The organism is Branchiibius sp. NY16-3462-2, assembly GCF_001594145.1.
Lineage (GTDB): Bacteria > Actinomycetota > Actinomycetes > Actinomycetales > Dermatophilaceae > Branchiibius.
In genome coordinates, this window is the sequence record NZ_LVCF01000001.1 from 23,780 (window position 1) to 43,737 (window position 19,958).

General features: G+C 68.2%; 21 protein-coding genes. 3 read left to right on the plus strand and 18 right to left on the minus strand.

What is annotated here, in order from left to right:
* Window positions 1-22: 22 nt before the first annotated feature.
* Window positions 23-667 (plus strand): MOSC domain-containing protein, encoded by a 645-nt coding sequence (locus AZH51_RS00105; protein ID WP_291520193.1) that lies wholly within the window; start codon window positions 23-25, stop codon window positions 665-667.
* Here the strand turns inward: AZH51_RS00105 and AZH51_RS00110 are convergent.
* From AZH51_RS00110 to AZH51_RS00150, 9 genes are all read right to left on the minus strand, one after another.
* Complete coding sequence (locus AZH51_RS00110; protein WP_291520194.1) at window positions 664-1,518, minus strand: hypothetical protein; 855 nt, start codon at window positions 1,516-1,518, stop codon at window positions 664-666. The two genes, AZH51_RS00105 and AZH51_RS00110, sit on opposite strands and share 4 nt — an antisense overlap.
* A gap of 70 nt (window positions 1,519-1,588) precedes the next feature.
* Window positions 1,589-2,218: a DUF6318 family protein gene (locus tag AZH51_RS00115; protein ID WP_291520195.1), complete on the minus strand. Its 630-nt coding sequence runs from the start codon at window positions 2,216-2,218 to the stop codon at window positions 1,589-1,591.
* 148 nt (window positions 2,219-2,366) lie between these two features.
* The gene (locus tag AZH51_RS00120; RefSeq protein ID WP_291520196.1) at window positions 2,367-2,882 is read right to left on the minus strand and encodes a histidine phosphatase family protein; all 516 of its coding nucleotides are present in this window, start codon (window positions 2,880-2,882) and stop codon (window positions 2,367-2,369) included.
* A 4-nt stretch (window positions 2,883-2,886) separates the two neighbouring features.
* Complete coding sequence (locus tag AZH51_RS00125) at window positions 2,887-3,807, minus strand: 2-hydroxyacid dehydrogenase (protein ID WP_291520197.1); 921 nt, start codon at window positions 3,805-3,807, stop codon at window positions 2,887-2,889.
* A gap of 23 nt (window positions 3,808-3,830) precedes the next feature.
* On the minus strand, window positions 3,831-5,081 hold the full coding sequence (locus tag AZH51_RS00130) for a cytochrome P450 (protein ID WP_291520198.1): 1,251 nt from the start codon (window positions 5,079-5,081) through the stop codon (window positions 3,831-3,833).
* A gap of 19 nt (window positions 5,082-5,100) precedes the next feature.
* The gene (gene gatB, locus AZH51_RS00135; RefSeq protein ID WP_291520199.1) at window positions 5,101-6,606 is read right to left on the minus strand and encodes an Asp-tRNA(Asn)/Glu-tRNA(Gln) amidotransferase subunit GatB; all 1,506 of its coding nucleotides are present in this window, start codon (window positions 6,604-6,606) and stop codon (window positions 5,101-5,103) included.
* Window positions 6,603-8,123 (minus strand): Asp-tRNA(Asn)/Glu-tRNA(Gln) amidotransferase subunit GatA, encoded by a 1,521-nt coding sequence (gene gatA, locus AZH51_RS00140; RefSeq protein ID WP_291520200.1) that lies wholly within the window; start codon window positions 8,121-8,123, stop codon window positions 6,603-6,605. Before gatA ends, gatB begins: the two co-directional genes overlap by 4 nt.
* The gene (gene gatC / locus AZH51_RS00145; RefSeq protein WP_291520201.1) at window positions 8,123-8,419 is read right to left on the minus strand and encodes an Asp-tRNA(Asn)/Glu-tRNA(Gln) amidotransferase subunit GatC; all 297 of its coding nucleotides are present in this window, start codon (window positions 8,417-8,419) and stop codon (window positions 8,123-8,125) included. Before gatC ends, gatA begins: the two co-directional genes overlap by 1 nt.
* Before the next feature lie 10 nt (window positions 8,420-8,429).
* The gene (locus tag AZH51_RS00150; RefSeq protein WP_291520202.1) at window positions 8,430-8,669 is read right to left on the minus strand and encodes a glutaredoxin domain-containing protein; all 240 of its coding nucleotides are present in this window, start codon (window positions 8,667-8,669) and stop codon (window positions 8,430-8,432) included.
* A 149-nt stretch (window positions 8,670-8,818) separates the two neighbouring features.
* Between AZH51_RS00150 and AZH51_RS00155 the strand changes: the two genes are divergently transcribed.
* A complete protein-coding gene (locus tag AZH51_RS00155; RefSeq protein WP_291520203.1) occupies window positions 8,819-9,493 on the plus strand; it encodes an AAA family ATPase in 675 nt (224 codons plus the stop codon).
* 51 nt (window positions 9,494-9,544) lie between these two features.
* On the opposite strand, the gene ligA is transcribed toward AZH51_RS00155, so the two are convergent.
* From ligA to AZH51_RS00175, 4 genes are all read right to left on the minus strand, one after another.
* A complete protein-coding gene (ligA, locus tag AZH51_RS00160) occupies window positions 9,545-11,650 on the minus strand; it encodes an NAD-dependent DNA ligase LigA (protein ID WP_291521273.1) in 2,106 nt (701 codons plus the stop codon).
* 82 nt (window positions 11,651-11,732) lie between these two features.
* Window positions 11,733-12,707, minus strand: coding sequence for a methionine synthase (locus tag AZH51_RS00165; RefSeq protein ID WP_291520204.1), 975 nt, complete (start codon window positions 12,705-12,707; stop codon window positions 11,733-11,735).
* Window positions 12,704-13,780, minus strand: coding sequence for a tRNA 2-thiouridine(34) synthase MnmA (mnmA, locus tag AZH51_RS00170; RefSeq protein WP_291520205.1), 1,077 nt, complete (start codon window positions 13,778-13,780; stop codon window positions 12,704-12,706). The genes AZH51_RS00165 and mnmA overlap by 4 nt, the downstream gene beginning before the upstream one ends.
* Window positions 13,780-14,973 carry a cysteine desulfurase family protein gene (locus tag AZH51_RS00175; RefSeq protein WP_291520206.1) on the minus strand — a complete coding sequence of 398 codons (1,194 nt, stop codon included), beginning with the start codon at window positions 14,971-14,973 and terminating at the stop codon, window positions 13,780-13,782. The genes mnmA and AZH51_RS00175 overlap by 1 nt, the downstream gene beginning before the upstream one ends.
* A gap of 101 nt (window positions 14,974-15,074) precedes the next feature.
* On the opposite strand from AZH51_RS00175, the gene AZH51_RS00180 reads away from it, so the two are divergent.
* Complete coding sequence (locus AZH51_RS00180; RefSeq protein WP_291520207.1) at window positions 15,075-16,211, plus strand: hypothetical protein; 1,137 nt, start codon at window positions 15,075-15,077, stop codon at window positions 16,209-16,211.
* 89 nt (window positions 16,212-16,300) lie between these two features.
* Here the strand turns inward: AZH51_RS00180 and AZH51_RS00185 are convergent, their stop codons facing one another.
* The 5 genes from AZH51_RS00185 to AZH51_RS00205 all read right to left on the minus strand — a co-directional run bounded on the left by AZH51_RS00185 (window position 16,301) and on the right by AZH51_RS00205 (window position 19,948).
* The gene (locus AZH51_RS00185) at window positions 16,301-17,257 is read right to left on the minus strand and encodes an electron transfer flavoprotein subunit alpha/FixB family protein (RefSeq protein ID WP_291520208.1); all 957 of its coding nucleotides are present in this window, start codon (window positions 17,255-17,257) and stop codon (window positions 16,301-16,303) included.
* Window positions 17,258-17,285: 28 nt separating this feature from the next.
* The gene (locus AZH51_RS00190) at window positions 17,286-18,065 is read right to left on the minus strand and encodes an electron transfer flavoprotein subunit beta/FixA family protein (protein ID WP_291520209.1); all 780 of its coding nucleotides are present in this window, start codon (window positions 18,063-18,065) and stop codon (window positions 17,286-17,288) included.
* 112 nt (window positions 18,066-18,177) lie between these two features.
* Window positions 18,178-18,567 (minus strand): hypothetical protein, encoded by a 390-nt coding sequence (locus AZH51_RS00195; RefSeq protein WP_291520210.1) that lies wholly within the window; start codon window positions 18,565-18,567, stop codon window positions 18,178-18,180.
* A gap of 23 nt (window positions 18,568-18,590) precedes the next feature.
* The gene (locus AZH51_RS00200) at window positions 18,591-19,382 is read right to left on the minus strand and encodes an enoyl-CoA hydratase-related protein (RefSeq protein WP_291520211.1); all 792 of its coding nucleotides are present in this window, start codon (window positions 19,380-19,382) and stop codon (window positions 18,591-18,593) included.
* Window positions 19,379-19,948, minus strand: coding sequence for a hypothetical protein (locus tag AZH51_RS00205; RefSeq protein WP_291520212.1), 570 nt, complete (start codon window positions 19,946-19,948; stop codon window positions 19,379-19,381). Before AZH51_RS00205 ends, AZH51_RS00200 begins: the two co-directional genes overlap by 4 nt.
* Between the last annotated feature and the right edge of the window lie 10 nt (window positions 19,949-19,958).

Sequence of the window (19,958 nt, forward strand, 5' to 3'; positions counted from 1 at the left end):
CACCCGCCGCTACCCTCGAAGGGTGCTGCGTGGTGAAGTTCTTTCGGTCAATCTCGGCGTCGTGACGACGTTGCCCGGGGTGCGCGGGCGGACGGCTATCGACAAGCAACCGACCCAGCACATCGACGTACGCGATCCGGGACCCAAGAAGGGCGGCCAGGGCAGTGGCGTCGTCGGCGACGGGATCGGCAGCCGTAAGCACCACGGCGGGTACGCGCAAGCTGTATATGCCTACGCCACAGAGGATTACGACTGGTGGGCAGCGCAGCTGGGGCGCACACTTGAGCCCGGACTGTTCGGCGAGAACCTGACGACTCGTGGACTGGATCTGACCCACGCCCTGATCGGCGAGGAGTGGACCATCGGATCCGTCCGTCTGCGGGTGGAGGTGCCGCGGATCCCGTGCGCCACCTTCGCGGCGCGGATGGGCGAGAAGCAGTGGGTACGCCGATTCACCGAGGCCGGGCGGACCGGCGCCTACCTGTCTGTGCAGGTGCCGGGACGAATCTCAGCCGGCGACGTGGTGATGGTGAACCGCCCGGCCCACGACATCACGTTGCTGGACGCCTTCCGGGCCGTGACCGGCGACCGCCAGTTGGCCCGACGGGTACTGGATGCGGGCGTGCTGTATCCGACCGAGCACGAGTACCTCGCGGCCCGCGTCTAGCGCACGAGGCGGTTGCTCGAGGTCAGGACCTGCACCTGCTGTGTCGGGCCGGCGATCGTGGCGGTGCCCGGGATGTCGGCCCAGTCGCCGCCGTCCACCCGGAACTGGCCGCCGTACGTCGTGCTCACCCCGACCGTGAACGTCCCTGCATCGTCATAGACGTGGGTGATGTCGCCGTTGGGATATGCGCCGCCGAAACTCAGCGTTGGACCGCTGGCCGCGCCGTCACCGAACCGGAAATCGTTGGACTTGAACGTCGGGCGGATCTCCACGCGGTGACCGATCAGCGTGGTCGCGCGGACCTCCCCCGGTTGGTAGCCGGCCTGCGGCCACACCAACGCGAAGTAGGTCGGCAGGGTCACCAGCGTGCGGTTGTTGACCGGCTGGATCGACAGGGTGGGCTTGGCGAACGGCGTCTGCTTCCACTCCTTGACGATCATCGCCATCGTCAGCTGTGGTCGATCGGCGCCGCCGGGCAGCAACGACGTGAAGCAGGTGTTGCCGACGTACTCCCAGTGGGGGGCCGTCTCGTCCGCCGGATGACGATAAATCTTCACGTACGGACCGCTGGCGTCGGGTACGTACTGACAGCTGCTGATCGCCTGGCCGCAGGCGTTGCCGCCGTCCGTGTCGTCGGGGCCGTTGCCCGGACAGTTCATCGGCACCGAATAGACCAGCGGCACCCGTTTGCGGACCTTCTTGCCGTTCTCGACAACGTCCTTCTCGACGTCCGTTGGCTGCCCCTTGGTCTGGGCGGCGGTGAGACCGGTGTAAGCGCCCGCCTGCGTCACGTCGCAGTCGAGGCAACTGGGCAGTTTCGTGTCCGCAGTGGCACGCGTGGGATGCGTCATACCCACCGTCGCCAACATGAGCGCAAAACACAGAAGCACCAGTCGACGCTGAAGCTGACAGCTCATCCCGTCAGATCTGCCGCTCGACCTGGAGCATCTGCCAACCGCTGTTGGCCCATCGCAGGAGGAACACGCGCCCTGAGTTGCTTGCTGTGCTGGACTCGAGGACCTTTCCCGAAGGATCAACGACTTTGGCTGCCGCCACGTCGACTAGAGCTCCTACGTGGACCTCAGCAGGCTTATCGCCCAGCAGATTTGCCACAATCGTCGTTTTTGACAGCCCAAGGTAGATGGGTCCGCTGGTCTTCGCACCTTTCGCGGCGAAGTCCTCGACGCTGGTAGCCCAGGCCGTGCACACCTTGCATCCGGCATCGGACAAAGGCGAAATCAGGGTGTCATCGGGGGTGGAGTAAGCGGCATTGACCACACGCAGGTAGTAATTGACGAACGCGATCGCGCCATCCGTCGTCTTCTGCTTGGCAGCATCCGGCAGCCCGTTGATCCCCAGGGCGGGGTTGCCCGTGGCGGCAGCGGTCGGCGTACTCGACGGTGAAGTCGATGCAGTTGAAACCGACGAACTAGGCGCAGACGATGAACTAGATGACGCCGACGATGTCACCGACGTGCTGGTTGCCGCGGACGAGCCCCCTGCGCCCGTCTTCCCCCCGCAACCAGCCACGCCGGTGACCACCGTGAGCATGATCGCCGAACTCGTGAGCACACGCGCTCGGCGGCCATTCCCCGTCCCAGGCACGACATCCCCTCCCTGCAGTCGTCCAGGTCCCGCCATTCTGGTGGCGCGCAGCGCGCGGTTTGGGGTTATCCACCGTAAAGAGTTGGTAAAGCAGTTAGGACCGTGCCGTATGCAACGCCGTCAGCCGCGCGGTCCCGGGCGCGGTATCAGCCCAGTCCACCTCCACCGCGAGCACTGCGGCTGTGCAGGTCGGGAACCCGTCCTCCAGCGCACTGAGCGCGGCTTCGTCTCCTTGCCCGTCAGCGAGCAGACCCGCGAGCAGTGGCACCCCCGGCGAGTGCCCGACGAGCACCAGATCACTGGTGTGTTCGCTGGCTTCCCGCAACACCTCGATCAGGGTCTGCGGATGCGCCAGGTAGATGCGGCGGTCGTTCTCCACCAGGCCCCCGATCCCGCTGGCCTCGACGATCCCTGCCCAGGTCTCACGGGTGCGCACCGACGTGGAGCAGAAGACCTCCGAGGGCGAGATGCCCTGCGCCTTCAGCCAATGCCCCAGGGCCCGGGCGTCGGCGGCGCCGTTCTGGGTAAGGGCGCGCTCATGGTCTTCGGCCGACCGCGGGTCCTCGGCCTTCGCGTGCCGGATCAGCGTCAGCCTGCGGGTCCGTGCCATGGCGTCAGGATGACACGACGTGCTGAAGACCGTCGCCTGCGACATACCGGCGCAGCTGCTCGTCCACGAAGTGCCGGGCGCGTGGCCAGAAGGCCGAACTCGCGCCTCCCACGTGTGGGCTGATCAGCACGTTCGGCAATTTCCACAACGGGTGGTCCGCAGGCAATGGTTCTGGATCGGTCACGTCCACAGCCGCGCGCAGCCGTCCGGACTGACACTCGGCGAGCAGGGCCTCGGTGTCCACGACCTTGCCGCGGGCCACGTTGACGACCAGCGCGTTGTCAGGCAGGGCTGCGAGGAACTGCGCGTCGACCATCCCCCGGGTGGAATCGGTCAGCGGTACGACGATGATCACCACGTCGTGTCCCGGCACCAAAGCTGGGAGTTCGTCCGTGCCGTGCACGGTGTCGACCAGTTCGTCGCCGGCGCGCGCCTTCGAGGCCACGGCTGTCACCGACGCTTCGAACGCGAGCACCCTACGTGCGACGGCCCGGCCGATCGCGCCGTACCCGAGGATCAGAACGTTCCGATCCGCCAGCGACGGGTAGCCGGCGGTGTGCCGCCACGTGCCGGTCTCGGCGTCGCGCACGAAATCCGGGATTCCTCGTTGGGCAGCCAATGTCAGAGCCAATGCCAGTTCGGACGTCGAGGTGTCGTGGATGCCCGCGCCATTGGCCAGTACGACGCCCGGCGGCAGAGCGGGTACGACGTGCTCATAACCAGCCGTCACCAGCTGAACGGCCTTCAGCGAGTGCAGATCTCGCAAACAGTCGAAGGAGTGCGGCCGCGCGTCATAAGGCCCGATGAACACCTCGATGTCATCACGGGGCGGTGCGCCCAGGCCGTCGAACAGCACGGCCTCGACGCCCGGCACGGCGGCCGCCGCGTCGAAGAGTTCCTGGTTGCCCACCGATACGACTGTCACCGCTCTATGTGAGCACGAGCCGGTCAGCGCACGGACACCGGGATGCGTCGCGCGCCGCGGATCACGTTGGACGACCGAATGGGCGTCCGGCCGGTGATCCGCAGATCAGGCCACCGTTGGGCCATCCGCTGAAGCGCAACTCCCGCTTCGAGCCGTGCCAGTGGTGCTCCGACGCAGTAGTGCACTCCACCGGAGAACGCCAGGTGATCCGAACCGTCCGTCCTGGTGATGTCGAAAACGTCCGGCTGACGGTAGTGCTCGGGGTCCCGGTTGGCGGCGCCGATGCAGACAAGTACCTCGTCGCCCTTCGACAACTGTCGTCCGCCGATCGCCCGTCCCTCGTGCGCGACTCGCGATGTGAACTGGATGGGCGAGTCGTATCGCAACGTCTCCTCCACCACCGCGGATGCCAGGGAAGGATCCGCCACCAGCGCCTCCCACTGCGACCGGTGCGCCATCAGCGCCCGGACCGCGTTGCCGATCAGGTTGACGGTGGTCTCGAATCCCGCGACCAGGAGCAGGGTGCTCAGCGGCAGCGCCTCGTTGGGCCGCACCCGTTCCGGTGGTTCCGCCGCCAGCATCGACAGCAGATCGTCGCGTGGCTCTTCCCGACGGGCATCGAGCTGCGACTGGGTCAGCGTGTCCAGCGCGACGCTGGCCTTCTGCAGCTCGAGCGCATGACGAAGTGAGTGGATGCCGTCCAACGCGGTCCCGAGCACCGTGCCGTACCGCAGGAATTTCTCGTTGTCGTCCACCGGGATGCCGAGCAGTTCGCTGATCACCCCGATCGGCAGCGGCGCGGCCAATGCGGTGATCAGGTCGAACGAGCGCCGTTGTTCCGCAGCATCCATCAAGGAGTCGACACGCTTCTCGATCGATGTCTCGAAGGCTGTCATCCGCCGTGGGGTGAACGCCGGCGCGACCACCTTGCGCAATCGGGTGTGCTCCGGCGGGTCCATCCCCAACAGCGACAGGTCCGCCTCCGTCGATCCACCGGCTTCCCGGGTGTCGACCCCGAAGTCCCTGCTGCGCAACAATTCTGAGCAGGCCTCGTGTGAGACTGCGACCCAGCCACCGGCCTGCAAACCACGAAACACCGGCCCACGCGCACGCGCCGCGTCGTACTGCGGATAGGGGTCGGCGTGCCACGGCCGGACGAACGTCCGCGCCATTGGCTCGCGTCCGATCCACGCCCGACGACGGGTGGCCAGTTGACCACGCCATAGATCCCAGGTGAGGGCCTTGACCGCCATCAGGTCCGAGCGAGTCGTCACCCGATCACGGTATCGGCGCTCAGGTCAGGCGGGACAGCAAAAGCTCACGGACCTTGGCTGCATCAGCCTGGCCCTTCATCGCCTTCATCACCTGACCGATGAGGGCACCGGCCGCCTGCACCTTGCCGTCGCGGACCTTCTGGGCCACATCGGGATTCGCGGCGATGACCTCGTCGACCGCCGCTTCGAGCGCACCGTCGTCCTGCACCAACTGCAAGCCGCGGGCATCGGCGACCGCGGTCGGCGTACCCTCGCCGTCCAGGACACCCTCGAAGACCTGCCGAGCCATGGCGTCGTTGAGCCGGCCGGCCTGCACCATCCCGTCCAACTCGGCGACGTGCGCCGGAGTGACACCGAACTCATCCAGGCCCTTGCCCTCAGCACTGGCCCGGCGGGCAATCTCGCCGGTCCACCACTTGCGCGCCGCGACCGGCGTCGCACCCACTGCGACGGTGTCCTCGATCAATTCGAGAGCGCCCGCGTTGATGACGTCGCGCATCTCCAGATCGCTGTAACCCCAGTCGGTTTGGAGACGACGGCGCCGCACGTTCGGCGGCTCGGGCAGCGTCGCCCGCAACTCCTCGACCCACGCCGGGTCGGGAGCGATCGGCACCAGGTCCGGCTCCGGGAAGTAGCGGTAGTCGTCCGCGTCCGACTTCGGCCGCCCGGAGGTGGTGACACCCGTGTCCTCGTGCCAGTGCCGCGTCTCCTGCAAGACCGTTGCACCCGAGTCGAGTACGGCGGCCTGCCGGCTGATCTCGTAGCGCACCGCACGCTCGACCGAGCGCAGCGAGTTGACGTTCTTGGTCTCCGTGCGGGTGCCGAACTTCTCGGCGCCTGCCGGCTTCAGCGAGACGTTGGCGTCACAGCGCAACGAACCCTGCTCCATCTTGACGTCCGAAACGTTCAGCGCCTTCAGCAGATCCCGGACCGCACCGACGTACGCGCGCGCGATCTCAGGTGCCCGATCCCCCGCTCCCACAATGGGTTTCGTGACGATCTCGATCAGCGGGATCCCGGCGCGGTTGTAGTCGACCAACGAATACTCGGCGCCCTGGATACGACCGGTGGCGCCACCGATGTGCAGCGACTTGCCGGTGTCTTCTTCCATGTGGGCGCGCTCGATGTCGACGCGGAAGACCGACCCGTCCTCGAGTTCGACGTCCAGATACCCGTCGTAGGCGATCGGCTCGTCGTACTGCGAGGTCTGGAAGTTCTTGGGCATATCCGGGTAGAAGTAGTTCTTGCGCGCGAACCGGCACCACGCAGCGATCTTGCAGTTCAGCGCCAGTCCGATCCGGATGGCCGACTCCACGCCCATCGCGTTCACGACCGGCAGCGCTCCCGGCAGACCCAGGCACACCGGGCACACCTGCGTGTTGGGCTCCGCGCCGAAGCCGGTCGCGCAGCCACAGAACATCTTGGTGGCGGTGCCGAGCTCGACGTGCACCTCGAAACCCAGCACCGGATCGAACCGGGCCACCGCGTCGTCGTAGTCGACGACGTCCTCCAGCACAGCGCTCATCGGACACCTTCCTTAACATCCAGCGACGGAGCCTGGGCGAGCAACGGGCCACCCCACTGCTCTTCCAGCAACCGCTCCAGCGCCGCACCTACGTTGTAGAGCCGGTCGTCGGCCTGGATCGGCGCGAGCACCTGGAAGCCACTGGGCAGCCCGTCCTCGGCCAAGCCGTTCGGCAGCGAAAGACCTGGAACACCAGCGAGATTCGCCGGAATGGTCGCGACGTCGTTGAGGTACATCGCCATTGGGTCGTCCAGCTTCTCACCCAGTTTGAAAGCCACCGTCGGAGCAGTCGGCGTGACCAGCACGTCGGCCTGCTCGAAGGCCGCGGCGAAGTCACGCGCGATCAGCGTGCGGACCTTCTGCGCCTGCCCGTAGTACGCGTCGTAGTAACCCGACGACAACGCGTAGGTGCCCAGGATGATCCGGCGCTTGACCTCGTCACCGAAGCCGGCGTCACGCGTCGCGGCCATGACCTGCTCCGCCGACGGCGACTCGACACCCTTCGGCGCGACGCGCAGGCCGTACCGCATGGCATCGAACTTGGCCAGGTTGGAGGACGCCTCGCTCGGCAGGATCAAGTAGTACGCCGCCAGACCCTTCTCGAAGCTGGGACACGAGACCTCGACGATCTCCGCGCCCGCCTTCTCCAGAAGCGCCAGCGACTCGGTGAACCGCGCCCGCACCTGCGGCGCGAACCCTTCCCCGGAGATCTCCTTGATGACACCGATCCGCATACCGCTCACGTCGCCGCGACGTGCCGCCTCCACGACCGGCGGCACGGGGGCGTTGATCGAGGTGGAGTCCATCGGGTCGTGACCACCGATGACCGTCTGCAGCAGCGCGGCGTCCAGCACCGACCGGGTGCACGGACCCGCCTGGTCCAGGGAGCTCGCCAGAGCGATGAGCCCGTAACGGGACACCCCGCCGTACGTCGGCTTGACCCCGACCGTGCCGGTCACCGAGGCGGGTTGGCGGATCGAACCCCCGGTGTCGGTGCCGATGGCCAGCGGCGCTTCGTACGCCGCGACAGCGGCGGCCGAGCCACCCCCGGACCCGCCGGGGATCCGGTCCAGCGACCACGGGTTGTGCGTCGGACCGTAGGCCGAGTGCTCGGTGGAGGAGCCCATCGCGAACTCGTCCATGTTGGTCTTGCCCAGGATCGGCAGACCAGCGGCGCGCAGCCGGGTCACCAGGGTCGCGTCGTACGGCGGCACCCAGCCCTCGAGGATCTTGGAGCCCGCCGTGGTCGTCAGTCCCTTCGTGGCGACGACGTCCTTGACGGCGATCGGTACCCCGGCCAACGGGCCGAGCGGGGCACCCGCAGCACGCTGCTCATCGATATCGCGGGCGGCGGCGAGCGCACCCTCGGCGTCGACCTGCAGGAAGGCGTGCACGTCGTCGTCGACGGCAGCGATGCGGTCCAGGTGCGCCTGGGTGGCCTCAACGGCGCTCAGTTCGCCGGCGACCAGCGCCTCCGCCAGCGCGGCAGCAGTCAATCGGGTGGGGTCGGACACCATCACTCCTCGTCCAGGATTCGCGGCACCTCGAAGCGCTGTGCTTCGGCCTGGGGCGCCCCGGACAACGCTTCTTCAGCGGTCAGACTCGGGCGCACCACATCGGGCCGCGTGACGTTCGTCAACGGCAAGGGGTGGGACATCGGCGGGATGTCATCGGAGGTGATATCCCCCACGTGACCCACATAGCCGACGATGGTTTCCAACTGGCCCGCCAGCTTGTCCAACTCCGCATCGGAGAGTTGGATCCGCGCCAGCATGGCGACGTGCGCGACATCGTCGCGCGAGATCGAGGACATGATCCCCAGTCTATGAGCCGGTGAGCGCCTCCAGGACCAGACCCGGGTCGGGGTTGGTGTGCGCCTGGCCGTCGATCACGACGGTGGGCACGACCTCATTGCCGTTGTTGACGCTGCGCACGAAGGCTGCAGCGTCCTCGTCCTGCCAGATGTTGAGCCAGGTCGCGTTGTCGCTGACTTCGCTGATGGTGTCCTTGAGCCGGGCGCAGAAGCCGCAACCCGGCCGCCAGTAGATCGTCACGTCACTCACGAAGATCACAACCGGTCTGGTCCGGCGGACATTCCACCACCCGACAAGGAAACGGGCGGCGGGCGCAAGCAGGAGCGCAACGCCCGCCCGCGCGACCACAAACCACCGCACTAAACTGGTTCATATAGTTGAGCGATGGGAGCTTGCTGATGCCTGGGATCACCATTTCGTCTGAGTACGGCGCGGGCGGCGCCCTCGTGGCCCCGAAGGTTGCCGAGAAGCTGGGTCTGCCCCTGCTGGACAAGGCCATCGACGCGGACATCGCGCGGTCTCTGGACGTCACCGAGGCCGAGGCGCACGAAGGCGAACGCAAGGGCAATTGGGCGGACCGCTTCTTCTGCACGATCGCGCCGGTTGCCGACACCGTCTTCGGCGACACCGAGCAGTACAGCCACTCACCGAACGAGTTCCGCGACCAGGCCGAGAAGATCATGCGTTCGGCCGTCGAGACCGGTGCCGTGGTCTTCGGCCGCGCGGGCGCCGCGGCTCTTGCCGATCAACCCGACGTGCTGCGGGTGCGCCTCTACGGCGACCTTGACGAACGCGTCGCCTACCTCGCACGGACCGCTTCGGTCAGCGAGGATCGGGCCCGGACCGACATCGAATCAGTCGATGGCGGCCGCGCGAAGTACATGCAGCATCTGTACGAGCGCGACATCACCGACCGCTCGCTCTACCACCTGATGATCAACGGCCCCGCGCTCTCCGTGGACGAGACAGTAGGCATCATCGTCGCGGCGTACGGCGCCCTAGTGGGCTGCGCGAAAAGTCCTGGTGCAGGTGCTCCGCCCCTGACCAGGACTTTCGCGCACCCCAAGCGTTAACGATTTGGCGCACAGCGCAGTAGGCGAAGCCTCGACCGCACCGGCCGCGGGTTAGGCTTCCGGGCCGCCATCGGCAGTATCGGCCGGAGGCGGACCGTCGGCCAACAACGTCACGAAGCCGGCCTCGTCCAGAATGGGCACGCCGAGCTCCTCGGCCTTGGCGGCCTTGGACCCGGCTCCGGGACCAATCACCACGAAGTCGGTCTTTTTGCTGACCGAGCCGGACGCTTTGCCGCCGCGGGCGATGATCGCCTCCTTCGCCTCGTCGCGGCTGAAGCCTTCCAGCGAGCCGGTGACCACCACGGTCAGCCCCTCCAACGTGCGGGCCACTGACTCATCACGCTCGTCGGCCATCCGCACACCGTCGGCTGCCCAGGTGTCGACGATCGCCACGTGCCAGTCAACCGTGAACCACTCGAGCACTGCATCGGCGATCACACCGCCCACGCCGTCGACGCCAGCCAGTTCCTCCGCAGAGGCGGCTCGGATCGCGTCCATCGAGCCGAAGTGCGTGGCCAACGCCCGCGCCGCGGTCGGTCCGACATGCCGGATGGACAACGCGACCAGCACCCGCCACAGCGGCTGCTCCTTGGCCGCCTGCAGATTCTCCAGCAGACGGATCCCGTTGGCGGACAGCACCTTTCCGTCCCGGACGTCCGCAGGGTCGTCGCTCTTCTTCGCGGTCCTGGTGTAGAGCGGCACCCGCGCCAGGTCGTCGGCCGTCAGCCGGAACAGGGTGGACTCGTCCTCCAGCACCTTGCTGTCCAGTAGCGCCGTGGCACCCTCCCAGCCCAGCGCCTCGATGTCGAGGGCGCCCCGGGAGGCCAGACTGAAGAGCCGCTCGCGCAACTGCGAGGGACAACTGCGGGCGTTCGGGCAGCGGATGTCCTTGTCGCCGTCCTTCTCGTAGGCCAACTCGGTCCCGCACGAGGGACAGTGCGTCGGCATGACGAACGGCCGCTCCGAGCCGTCCCGCAGCGCCACGACTGGACCGACGATCTCCGGGATGACGTCACCGGCCTTGCGCAGGACCACCGTGTCGCCGATCAGCACACCTTTGCGCTCGACCTCGAACGCGTTGTGCAACGTGGCCATCTCAACCGTCGACCCGGCCACCTTCACCGGCTGCATGACCCCGAACGGCGTGACCCGCCCGGTGCGACCCACGTTGACCTGGATGTCCAGCAGTTTGGTGTTGACCTCCTCCGGCGGGTACTTGAAGGCGATTGCCCAGCGCGGCGCCCGGGAGGTGGCTCCCAGCGCCCGTTGCAGCGCGACCTGATCGACCTTCACCACGACGCCGTCCAACTCGTGCTCCACCGAGTGCCGGTGCTCCCCGTAGTACTCGACGTAGCGGCGCACCTCGGCTGCGTCGGTCAGCACCTTGGTGTGGCTGGAGGTCGGCAACCCCCAGCTGTGCAGCAACTCGTACGCGTGCGACTGGCTGTCGACGTCAAACCCCCGCCGCGCCCCGATGCCGTGCACCAGCATCCGCAGCGGGCGCGAGGCGGTGACCTTCGGATCCTTCTGCCGCAACGACCCGGCGGCACTGTTGCGGGGGTTGGCGAAGGGTGGTTTGCCCTGCTCGATCAGCGAGGCGTTCAGCTCCTCGAACGCGACCACCGGGAAGAAGACCTCGCCGCGCACCTCCACCAGCTCCGGCACGTTGTCGCCGACCAGTTGCAACGGAACGCCCTTGATGGTGCGGACGTTGAGGGTCACGTCCTCACCCGTGCGGCCGTCACCGCGCGTGGCACCACGGGTCAGGCGGCCGTTCTCGTAGGTCAGGTTGACCGCCAGGCCGTCAATCTTCAACTCGCACAACCACTTCGGCTCCCCCGGCGCCTCGCGCTCGGCCCGCTCCAGCCAGGTGTCCAACTCCTCGAGGGAGAAGACGTTGTCCAGGCTGAGCATCCGCTCGCGGTGCTCCACGGGTGCGAACTCGGTGCTGAAGGTGCCACCGACCTGCTGCGTCGGCGAGTCCGGCGTGCGCAACGCCGGATGCGCTTCTTCCAGGTCCTGCAGGCGGCGCATGTCCGCGTCGTACTCCGCGTCGCTGACCGTGGGCGCGTCCTTCAGGTAGTACTCGAACTGGTAACCACGGATCTTCTCGGCCAGGTCCGTCCACTCGTGCCGGGTCGCCTCATCAACATCCATGCCCGCGCTGGTCTCAAGGCGGCCATCGGTCCGGGTGTCTTCGCTCACCGGACCATCGTGCCGTAGGCCACCGACAGCCAGGTCAGGCAACCGCCCGTTCGGAAAGCTCGGCCGCGGCGTCCACGGCCAACCGCTGGATCCGCGCCGCCTGCGCTCGCGCCGCCAGCCCGCACGCGGGGGTCACCACCAGATCCGCGAGCGTGGCGTCAGGCAGACCCACCCGGTGCCACGCATGCACGAGGGCGTCGACGAAACCACCCGGATGCGTGCCGACAGCGTCGGTCGGGATGGCGCCAGCCCACAAGGTCCGTCCGGATTCCACCAGTTCCGCCACGCCTTCCCAGGCGCCCGGCGTCAGCAGCGAGGTGTCCAGGTTGACCTCGACGTCGACCGAGCGCAACAGGGCCGTCGGCACCCGAGGAGCGCAACAGTGCAGGACCACCCGCCCGTCGTGCGCCTCCCGGACCGCGGCCAGGCCCTCGCGGACCACTGGTTGGTCGACCGGCCGCACCTGGTTCAGGCCGGACGCGGAGCGAAGCGACCCGTCCAGTACGGCGGGGAGTCCGGGCTCATCCAGTTGCAGGATGACCTCAGCGCCCGGTACGGCGGCCCGCACCTGACCGACCAACACCCGGACCGTCTCAGCGAGGGACTGCATCAGATCGCGGCATGCGCCAGCATCGGTGACGACCCGTTCGCCGCGCGGCAGCCACAGCGACGACGCGAGGGTCCAGGGCCCGGTCAGGGCCACCTTGAGCGGGCCCTGCCACCCGTCGTACGTCTCGGCGAGCACTTCCAGGTCGTCGCGCAGGAAGGCGCGTCCACGGCGTACGTTGCGATCAGCGGCCGGTGCCAGCCGCCAGCCGGACGGTTGCAGATCCACCCCGAGGTCGACCAGCGCCGCAGCGGTGCGGCCGATCATGTCCGCACCCGGTCCGCGGTGCGGCAACTCGACCAGATACGGAATCCCGTTCTCGCTCAACAGGTCCTGCACCTGACGGGCGGCAGCCAACGGATCGGTGCCGGGCCAGGACCCGACCCCGGAGGGCAGCGTCACGAGCGGCCGGTGGCGCTGATCGTCGCCGAACCGATCACCCTGGTCCCGTCGTAGAGCACGACGGACTGCCCGGTGGCGACCCCTCGGGTACGCCGATCCAAGACCACCCGCACCCGGTCACCGTCGACGGTGGCCAGGGCCGGGAGTTCCTCACCGTGGGCCCGTAGCTGCGCACCGACGCGGATCTGCCCGGTGGGCGGCGGTCCGCACCAGCGCAGGTGATCGCCGTCGATGACATCTACGCCCAGCAGGTCCTCGGTACCCACGACGACGGTGTTCGACCCGACCTGCACGTCCACGACGTAGCGGCGCGCTCCGTCGGCCCGCGGCTCCTTCAGACCCAACCCACGACGCTGCCCGACGGTGTAGGCGAAGGCGCCCTCGTGCTGACCGACCACGGCGCCGGTGTCGTCGACGATCGGGCCGGGCTCCGAGCCCAGACGGCGGGACAGGAAGCCGGCGGTGTCACCGTCGGGGATGAAGCAGATGTCGTGACTGTCGGGCTTGCGGGCGATGTAGAAGCCGCGGCGCTCGGCCTCGGCCCGGATGTCCGGCTTGATGGTGTCACCGAGCGGGAAGAACGAACGGGCCAACTGGTCGGCATCCAGCACGCCGAGCACGTAACTCTGGTCCTTGGCCATGTCCACGGCCCGGTGCAGTTCGCGACCGTGCGGACCCTCGACGATCTGGGCGTAGTGGCCCGTGGCGACGGCGTCGAACCCCAGCGCCAATGCCTTGTCCAGCAGCGCCGCGAACTTGATCCGCTCGTTGCAGCGCAAACACGGGTTGGGCGTGCGTCCGGCCGCGTATTCGGCGACGAAATCCTCCATGACGTCCTCGCGGAACCGCGCGGCCATATCCCAGACGTAGAACGGGATCCCCAGCATGTCGGCCACCCGGCGCGCATCCCCGGCGTCCTCGATCGTGCAACAGCCACGGGCGGATTCGCGAAGGGTCGCCGCCGATTGTGACAGCGCCAGATGCACCCCCACGACCTCATGTCCGGCGTCGAGCATCCGGGCGGCGGCGACCGCCGAGTCCACTCCACCGCTCATGGCGGCCACGACGCGCATCAGGCGACCTGCCCGGCTCGCTGGGCCCGCTCGACGCAGGACGGCAGCACGTCCAGGAAGCGATCGACATCGGCATCGGTCGAGGTGTGGCCGAGCGTCAGGCGCAGCGCGCCGCGAGCGCCGCTCTCCGGAATGCCCATCGCCAGCAGCACGTGACTGGGGCGGGGCACACCGGCCTGGCAGGCCGAGCCGGTGGAGCACTGCACGCCGGCCGCATCGAGCAGATAGAGCAGGGAGTCGCCGTCGCACCCCGGCACCCGCAGGTGGGCGTTGCCGGCCAACCGCTGGTCGGCGTCACCGGCCAGGTGGATCCCGCTGACCTCGATCCCGAGATCCAGGCCGAGGGCCTGCTCGATGAGCCGGTCACGCAGACCGACCAGGTGCTTGCGGTGGGTGTCCAAGGTGGCCACCGTCTCGGCGACGGCGACGCCGAAGCCGCGGATCCCGGCGACATCGAGGGTGCCGCTGCGCAGACCGCGCTCCTGACCGCCGCCGAAGGTGCCCGGCTGCAGGACCGCGTCACGTCGCGCGATCAGGGCGCCGATCCCCATCGGACCACCCAGCTTGTGGGCGGCGATCGCCATCAGGTCCGCCCCGCCCGCGGCAAAGTCGACCGGCAACTGACCGGCCGCCTGGACCGCGTCGGTGTGGAAGGGGACGCCGGCCGCTGCGGCGATCGCAGCGATCTGCGCCACCGGTTGCACGGTGCCGACCTCGTTGTTGGCCCACATCATCGAGACCAGGGCGACGTCATCGGGGTTGCGCTCGATCAGGTCGGCGACCACCGAGGGGTCGTGGCGGCCGAGACCGTCGACCTGGATCCAGTCGACGCTCGCGCCATGCTGGGCGACCAGGAACTCCACCGCGTCCAGCACTGCGTGGTGCTCGGTGGCGCCGACGATCAATCGGGTACGGCCCGGGTCGGCAGCCCGGCGCGCTTCAAAGGTGCCGATGATCGCCAGGTTGTCAGCCTCGGTGCCCCCACTGGTGAAGACCACCTCGGAGGGCCGCGCGCCCAACCCGGCCGCGATCTGCTCGCGCGCCTCTTCCACCACACGGCGCGCCGCACGACCGGCGGTGTGCAGGGACGAGGGGTTACCGGGCGTGCGGAACTGATCGGCGACGGCCGCCGCGACCGGTTCGCGCATGGGGGTCGTCGCCGCGTGATCGAGGTACACCGCGGACGTATTCATAACCAAAACAGTGTAGGTGCCGCAGCGGGGGTGGTTGACCGCTCAACGCTCTATGGGCGGCCACACGTTCGAGCAGCGGGTTTTGCGACACTGGGCCCGATATGAGGATCGCGCGCAGTCAGACGACGTGGGCCGCGTCCGCGCTGGCCGCGATGGTCCTCGCCGCAGCCGTCGGAGGGTGCAGCGAGAGCAGCGCCGGGTCAGCCAGCTCCACGTCACCGACGTCGCCGACGTCGCCCGCGACGGCCACGTCGGCGGCAGCGTGTTCCGCCGGCGCGGCGCCCTCCCTCAGCGGGCAGCGGACGGCGTACGCGACGACCGCGAACCTGGAATCGACTCAGACGCTGGCCGGTCAAGTGGGTCAGCCGACCCTGAGCCAGACCCCCAGTGGGGTCGCCGGCTGGGACCTGGCAGGCATCACGGTCGACCTCCAGGTCCGCACCAACGGAACGTTCGCCGTGTCACCGGCCTCCTTCGTGCTGGTCTCCCCCGCAGGTCAGCGCTGCGCTCAGCCGGCGACCAATCCGCTCGGCGGTTCGTTCACCATCATGCAGGTCGATCAGAGTCATCCGGGGTCCGGGGAGGTTGCCTTCCTGGTGCCGCACGGCACCGACCTGTCGGGGTATTCGGTCATGTACACCGACCAGGCGGGCGGCAAAGTGGCCAGTGCGCAGTGGGACGCCGATGCGCCGACCCCGTCGGCGACCGCGACGGCCGGGTGCGATGGCAAGAAATCGACGTACGACGTGGCAAAGGTCGAGCGCAAACCGTTCGGTACCGCGCAGCGCGCTGGATCCGGCGCCATCACGGTCATCGTGGACCCGCAGGCTCCGGTCCTGCAGGACCTGCCGCCGGCCGCCGGGCAGCCCACCGATGTCGACGGCGTGCAGCTGAAGGTCACCGTCACGGCAGAAGGTTCGGTGGGGTTCGTCGAGCGTGGCCAGTTCCAACTGGTCGACGCACGCGGAATGCTGTGTCGTTACAGCCAATCGGGCAGCACGGGGGAAACCCTGACCAGCGATCTGGTGCCCGCCGGCCAGCAGAAGACCTACACGTTGGTCTTCTGGTTGCCCCGTGGTAGTGCCATGAACTCCTGGACGCTGCTGTACGTCAAGGACCCCACCAGCACCACCGTGAGTGCCGCATGGACCGGGCGCACTGTGCCGGCGAGCGCGAATCCCAGCCCGACCCCGTCGGCCACGACAACGACGACGGCCGGCCAACCCACGAAGGGCTGACCGGCCGCGGCCGAGGAACGAGCGGGCTGCTCAGCACGCCTTAGAAAACATCGGGAGGGCTGAGGAACCGCGAGGAACGAGCGGGTTGCTCAGCCCTTGCTTTCCTTGACCTTCTCGGTCGCCTGCGGCAGCACGTCGAACAGGTCGCCGACGACACCGAAGTCGACCAGTTCGAAGATCGGCGCCTCGTCGTCCTTGTTGACCGCAACGATCGTCTTGGACGTCTGCATCCCGGCGCGGTGCTGGATCGCACCGGAGATCCCGGCCGCGACGTACAGCTGCGGGGAGACCTGCTTACCGGTCTGGCCGACCTGGTTGCTATGCGGGTACCAGCCGGCGTCGACCGCGGCGCGGGAGGCACCCACGGCGGCGCCCAGCACGTCGGCGAACGCCTCGACCGGAGCGAAGTCACCGCCGGTGCCACGACCACCGGAGACCACGATCGCGGCCTCGGTCAGCTCGGGACGACCGGACTTGGCCTTCGGCTCGACCTTGACGATCTTGGTGCCCTTGGCGGCGTCGGAGACGGTCAGCTCGACCGGCACCACCGTCGCGGAGGCCTGGCTGGCCTGCGGCGGAGCGACGTTCGGCTTCACGGTGATGATCGGCGTACCGTGCGTGACCTGCGCCTGCACGGTGAACCCGCCGGCGAACGCGGACTGGGTGGTCACGATCTTGCCGTCGGTCACCGAGACGCCGGTGGCGTCGGTGATCAGGCCCGAGTCGGTCTTGATGGCCAGGCGCGCGGCGGCTTCCTTGTTGGTGCCCGAGGACGGGATGAGTACGGCGGCCGGGGACGCCTGCTCGACGACGGCGGCCAGCGCCTCGGCCAGCGGGGCGACGAGGTAACCGGTCACGTCGGGGTTGTCCACGACGTACACCTTCTCGGCGCCGAACTGGGCCAGCCGCGGACGGGCGGCCTCGACGTTGCTGCCGACGAACACGGCGGACGGGGTGCCGATCTGCCGGGCGATGGTCAGCAGTTCAGCGGTGGTCTTCTTCACGGTGCCGTCGGTGTGGTCGACCAGCACGAGTACTTCAGCCATGGTGGATCTCCTTGTCTCGCAGGGCCGGTCAGACGAACTTCTTGGCGGACAGGAACTCGGCCAGCTTCACGCCGCCGTCACCCTCGTCCTTGACGATCTCGCCCTGCTCGCGCGGCGGACGCTGCGCGAAGGAGTCGACCGTGGTCCAGGCACTGGACAGCCCCACCAGTTCCGCATCGACACCCAGGTCGGCCAGCGACCAGGTCTCGACCGGCTTCTTCTTGGCGGCCATGATCCCCTTGAAGGAGGGGTAACGCGGCTCGTTGATCTGGTCGGTGACCCCGATCAGCGCCGGCAGGGTGGCCTCGATGGTCTCCGAGGCGCTGTCGCTGTCGCGGCGGCCGGTGACGCCGGTGCCGGACACCTCCAACTGCGAGACCTGGGTGACCTGGGGCAGACCCAGGCGCTCGGCCAGCATCGCCGGGACGACGCTCATCGTGCCGTCCGTGGAGGCCAGACCGGTCAGCACCACATCCGGGGTGCCGATCTTCTTGATCGCTTCAGCCAGCACCAGGGACGTTGCGGGGGCGTCGGAGCCCGCAATCGCGTCGTCCAGCACGTGCACACCCTTGTCGGCACCCATCTGCAGGGCCTTCTTGATCGCCTCGGCGGCACCCGCGGGACCGACGGTCAGCACGGTGACCTCGCCCTCGCCGGCTTCGACCAGCTTCAGTGCTTCCTCGACGGCGTACTCATCGAGTTCGGACAGCAGACCGTCGACGTTCTCGCGGTCAGTGGTGTTGTCTTCGGTGAACGTGCGCGCCCCTTGGGCGTCGGGCACGTACTTGACACAGACGACGATGTTCATGTGTCGCTCGGCCTCTCCTGTACGTAGTGATGGCATCCGCGCGGGCGCCAGCGGCGCCGCACGTCGGGGTCTATGTTACCCGTGAGTAGTGGCTGGGTAATACCGCACTCTGTCAGCGGTAGCGCAGCCAGATCAGCAGGATCCCCAGCGCCGTGATCAGCACCAGGATCCAGGACGCCAACCGGTTGGCGAGCGTCTGTAGCGGGGTGGGTTCCACGCCTTCGGCGACCTGGAAGACATCGGAACGGCGACCGAGGACGGCATCCGCGATCGCCGAGAGCAGAACCAGGACCAGCCCCACGACGAACGTGATCCACGGCGACATCCCGGCGGTTGTGTACTCCTCCCACCAGGTCACGGCGTTCTTGCGGATCCCGGTCCAGCCCCACAGCGTGAGGAAGGTCCCCAACAGGCCGACGACCAGAAGCGCCACGGCGGTGATCCGGCTGTCCTTGGCGGCATCGGTGGACAACGGCTGTTCGGCAGCGGCTGCGTCGTTCATGCTCGATCCTTCGTTAAGGACGCTCAGCGTCCGGTGAACGTGGCTTTACCCGGCCCGTTGGCCAGGAATGATGCCATCCCTGCCCGCTGGTCGTCACTGCCGAACAATCCTGCGAACAACGCCGTCTCGAACGCCAGGCCGGTGTCCAGGTCACCGTCCAGGCCCCGATCGATCGCTTCCTTGGCCGCGCGCAGCGCCAGGGCAGGACCATTGGCGTACGGCGCGAGCTTGGCTCTCGCCGCCGCGAGGACAGTGCCCGGCTCGACGAGTTCGTCGACCAGGCCGATCTCCAGGGCTTCCTGCGCCGGGACGAACCGACCCGAGAAGACCAGGTCCTTTGCCTTGGCCGGACCGACCAGGCGGGCCAGCCGCTGGGTACCGCCGGCGCCAGGGATGATCCCGAGCAGGATCTCCGGCTGGCCAAAGGTGGCGTTGGTGGCGGCGATGCGGAAGTCGCAGGTCATGGACAGTTCCATCCCGCCGCCGAGCGCGTAGCCCTCGACCGCGGCGACGGTCGGCTTCGGGATGGCGGCGAGGTCACGGAAGGCGTCCTGCAACTGCCGGCCCCACACTGCGATCTCGGAGTAGCCGTACTGCTCCATCTCCTTGATGTCCGCGCCAGCGGCGAAGACGCGCTCGCCGCCCCACACGATCACCGCCCGAACCTGCTCGTCGGCTGACACCGAACGGGCCGCGTCGCGCAAACCGTCGCGGATCGCACCGTTCAGCGCGTTCATCTTGGGCCGGTCGATGCGGATGACCGCGACGGCGTCCTCGACCTCGACGGTGACGAACTCCCCGAAGCTGCCGGTCACGCGAACTCCCCGCCCTCCTGGGCGGCCCGGGCCTGCTCGGCGAACGCGTCGGCGCTGGCCTGCAACTGCTCCGGGGTAGCTTCCGCGACGTGCGGACCCGCTCCGGTCACGGCCTGGTGCCAGGCCTGAACGGCCTGCAACAACATGCCGGAGGTGCCCTTGATGAGCTCGGACACATCGTCGTACGGGCCGACGAGGTGGTCACCGGCGACCACCAGGTTGTCGCCGGCGATGCCGAGTTTGACGAAGTTGATGGCCAGGTTCACGTCGTTGGCGGCGTTCAGCCGCTTGGCCGGCTCGGTGGGCAGGTCCTCGGTGATCTGCCACTGGCCGAAGATGCGCAGCAGGGCAAGGCCCGGCTCACTGTCGACGCAGCGGACCAGCAGTTGCTGCTCCTGCAGCGAGTAGACGATGTCCCCGTCGTCGTCGACCTGGGCGGGGATGTTGTCGGCAGCCAGGGCCGCCAACGCCTTCTCGCGCAGGGTGCCACCGCCCGACGGGGGCGCGGCGGGTGATTGCGGGGGCCCCGCCTGCGCGAAGTTGGGCAGCGATGTGGGATCAGTCATAGTCCAAAAC

Coding starts and splice junctions, on each gene's coding strand:
- ligA (WP_291521273.1), bottom strand. CDS start 11,650: ATGGATGTTGATGAGGCGACCCGGCACGAGTGGACGGACCTGGCCGAG.
- gatC (WP_291520201.1), bottom strand. CDS start 8,419: ATGTCCTCGATCTCGCGCGACGATGTCGCGCACGTCGCCATGCTGGCG.
- AZH51_RS00180 (WP_291520207.1), top strand. CDS start 15,075: ATGAGGATCGCGCGCAGTCAGACGACGTGGGCCGCGTCCGCGCTGGCC.
- AZH51_RS00195 (WP_291520210.1), bottom strand. CDS start 18,567: ATGAACGACGCAGCCGCTGCCGAACAGCCGTTGTCCACCGATGCCGCC.
- AZH51_RS00185 (WP_291520208.1), bottom strand. CDS start 17,257: ATGGCTGAAGTACTCGTGCTGGTCGACCACACCGACGGCACCGTGAAG.
- AZH51_RS00205 (WP_291520212.1), bottom strand. CDS start 19,948: ATGACTGATCCCACATCGCTGCCCAACTTCGCGCAGGCGGGGCCCCCG.
- AZH51_RS00175 (WP_291520206.1), bottom strand. CDS start 14,973: ATGAATACGTCCGCGGTGTACCTCGATCACGCGGCGACGACCCCCATG.
- AZH51_RS00115 (WP_291520195.1), bottom strand. CDS start 2,218: ATGCTCACGGTGGTCACCGGCGTGGCTGGTTGCGGGGGGAAGACGGGC.
- gatA (WP_291520200.1), bottom strand. CDS start 8,123: ATGGTGTCCGACCCCACCCGATTGACTGCTGCCGCGCTGGCGGAGGCG.
- AZH51_RS00120 (WP_291520196.1), bottom strand. CDS start 2,882: ATGGCACGGACCCGCAGGCTGACGCTGATCCGGCACGCGAAGGCCGAG.
- mnmA (WP_291520205.1), bottom strand. CDS start 13,780: ATGCGCGTCGTGGCCGCCATGAGCGGTGGAGTGGACTCGGCGGTCGCC.
- gatB (WP_291520199.1), bottom strand. CDS start 6,606: ATGAGCGCTGTGCTGGAGGACGTCGTCGACTACGACGACGCGGTGGCC.
- AZH51_RS00155 (WP_291520203.1), top strand. CDS start 8,819: ATGCCTGGGATCACCATTTCGTCTGAGTACGGCGCGGGCGGCGCCCTC.
- AZH51_RS00190 (WP_291520209.1), bottom strand. CDS start 18,065: ATGAACATCGTCGTCTGTGTCAAGTACGTGCCCGACGCCCAAGGGGCG.
- AZH51_RS00110 (WP_291520194.1), bottom strand. CDS start 1,518: ATGACGCATCCCACGCGTGCCACTGCGGACACGAAACTGCCCAGTTGC.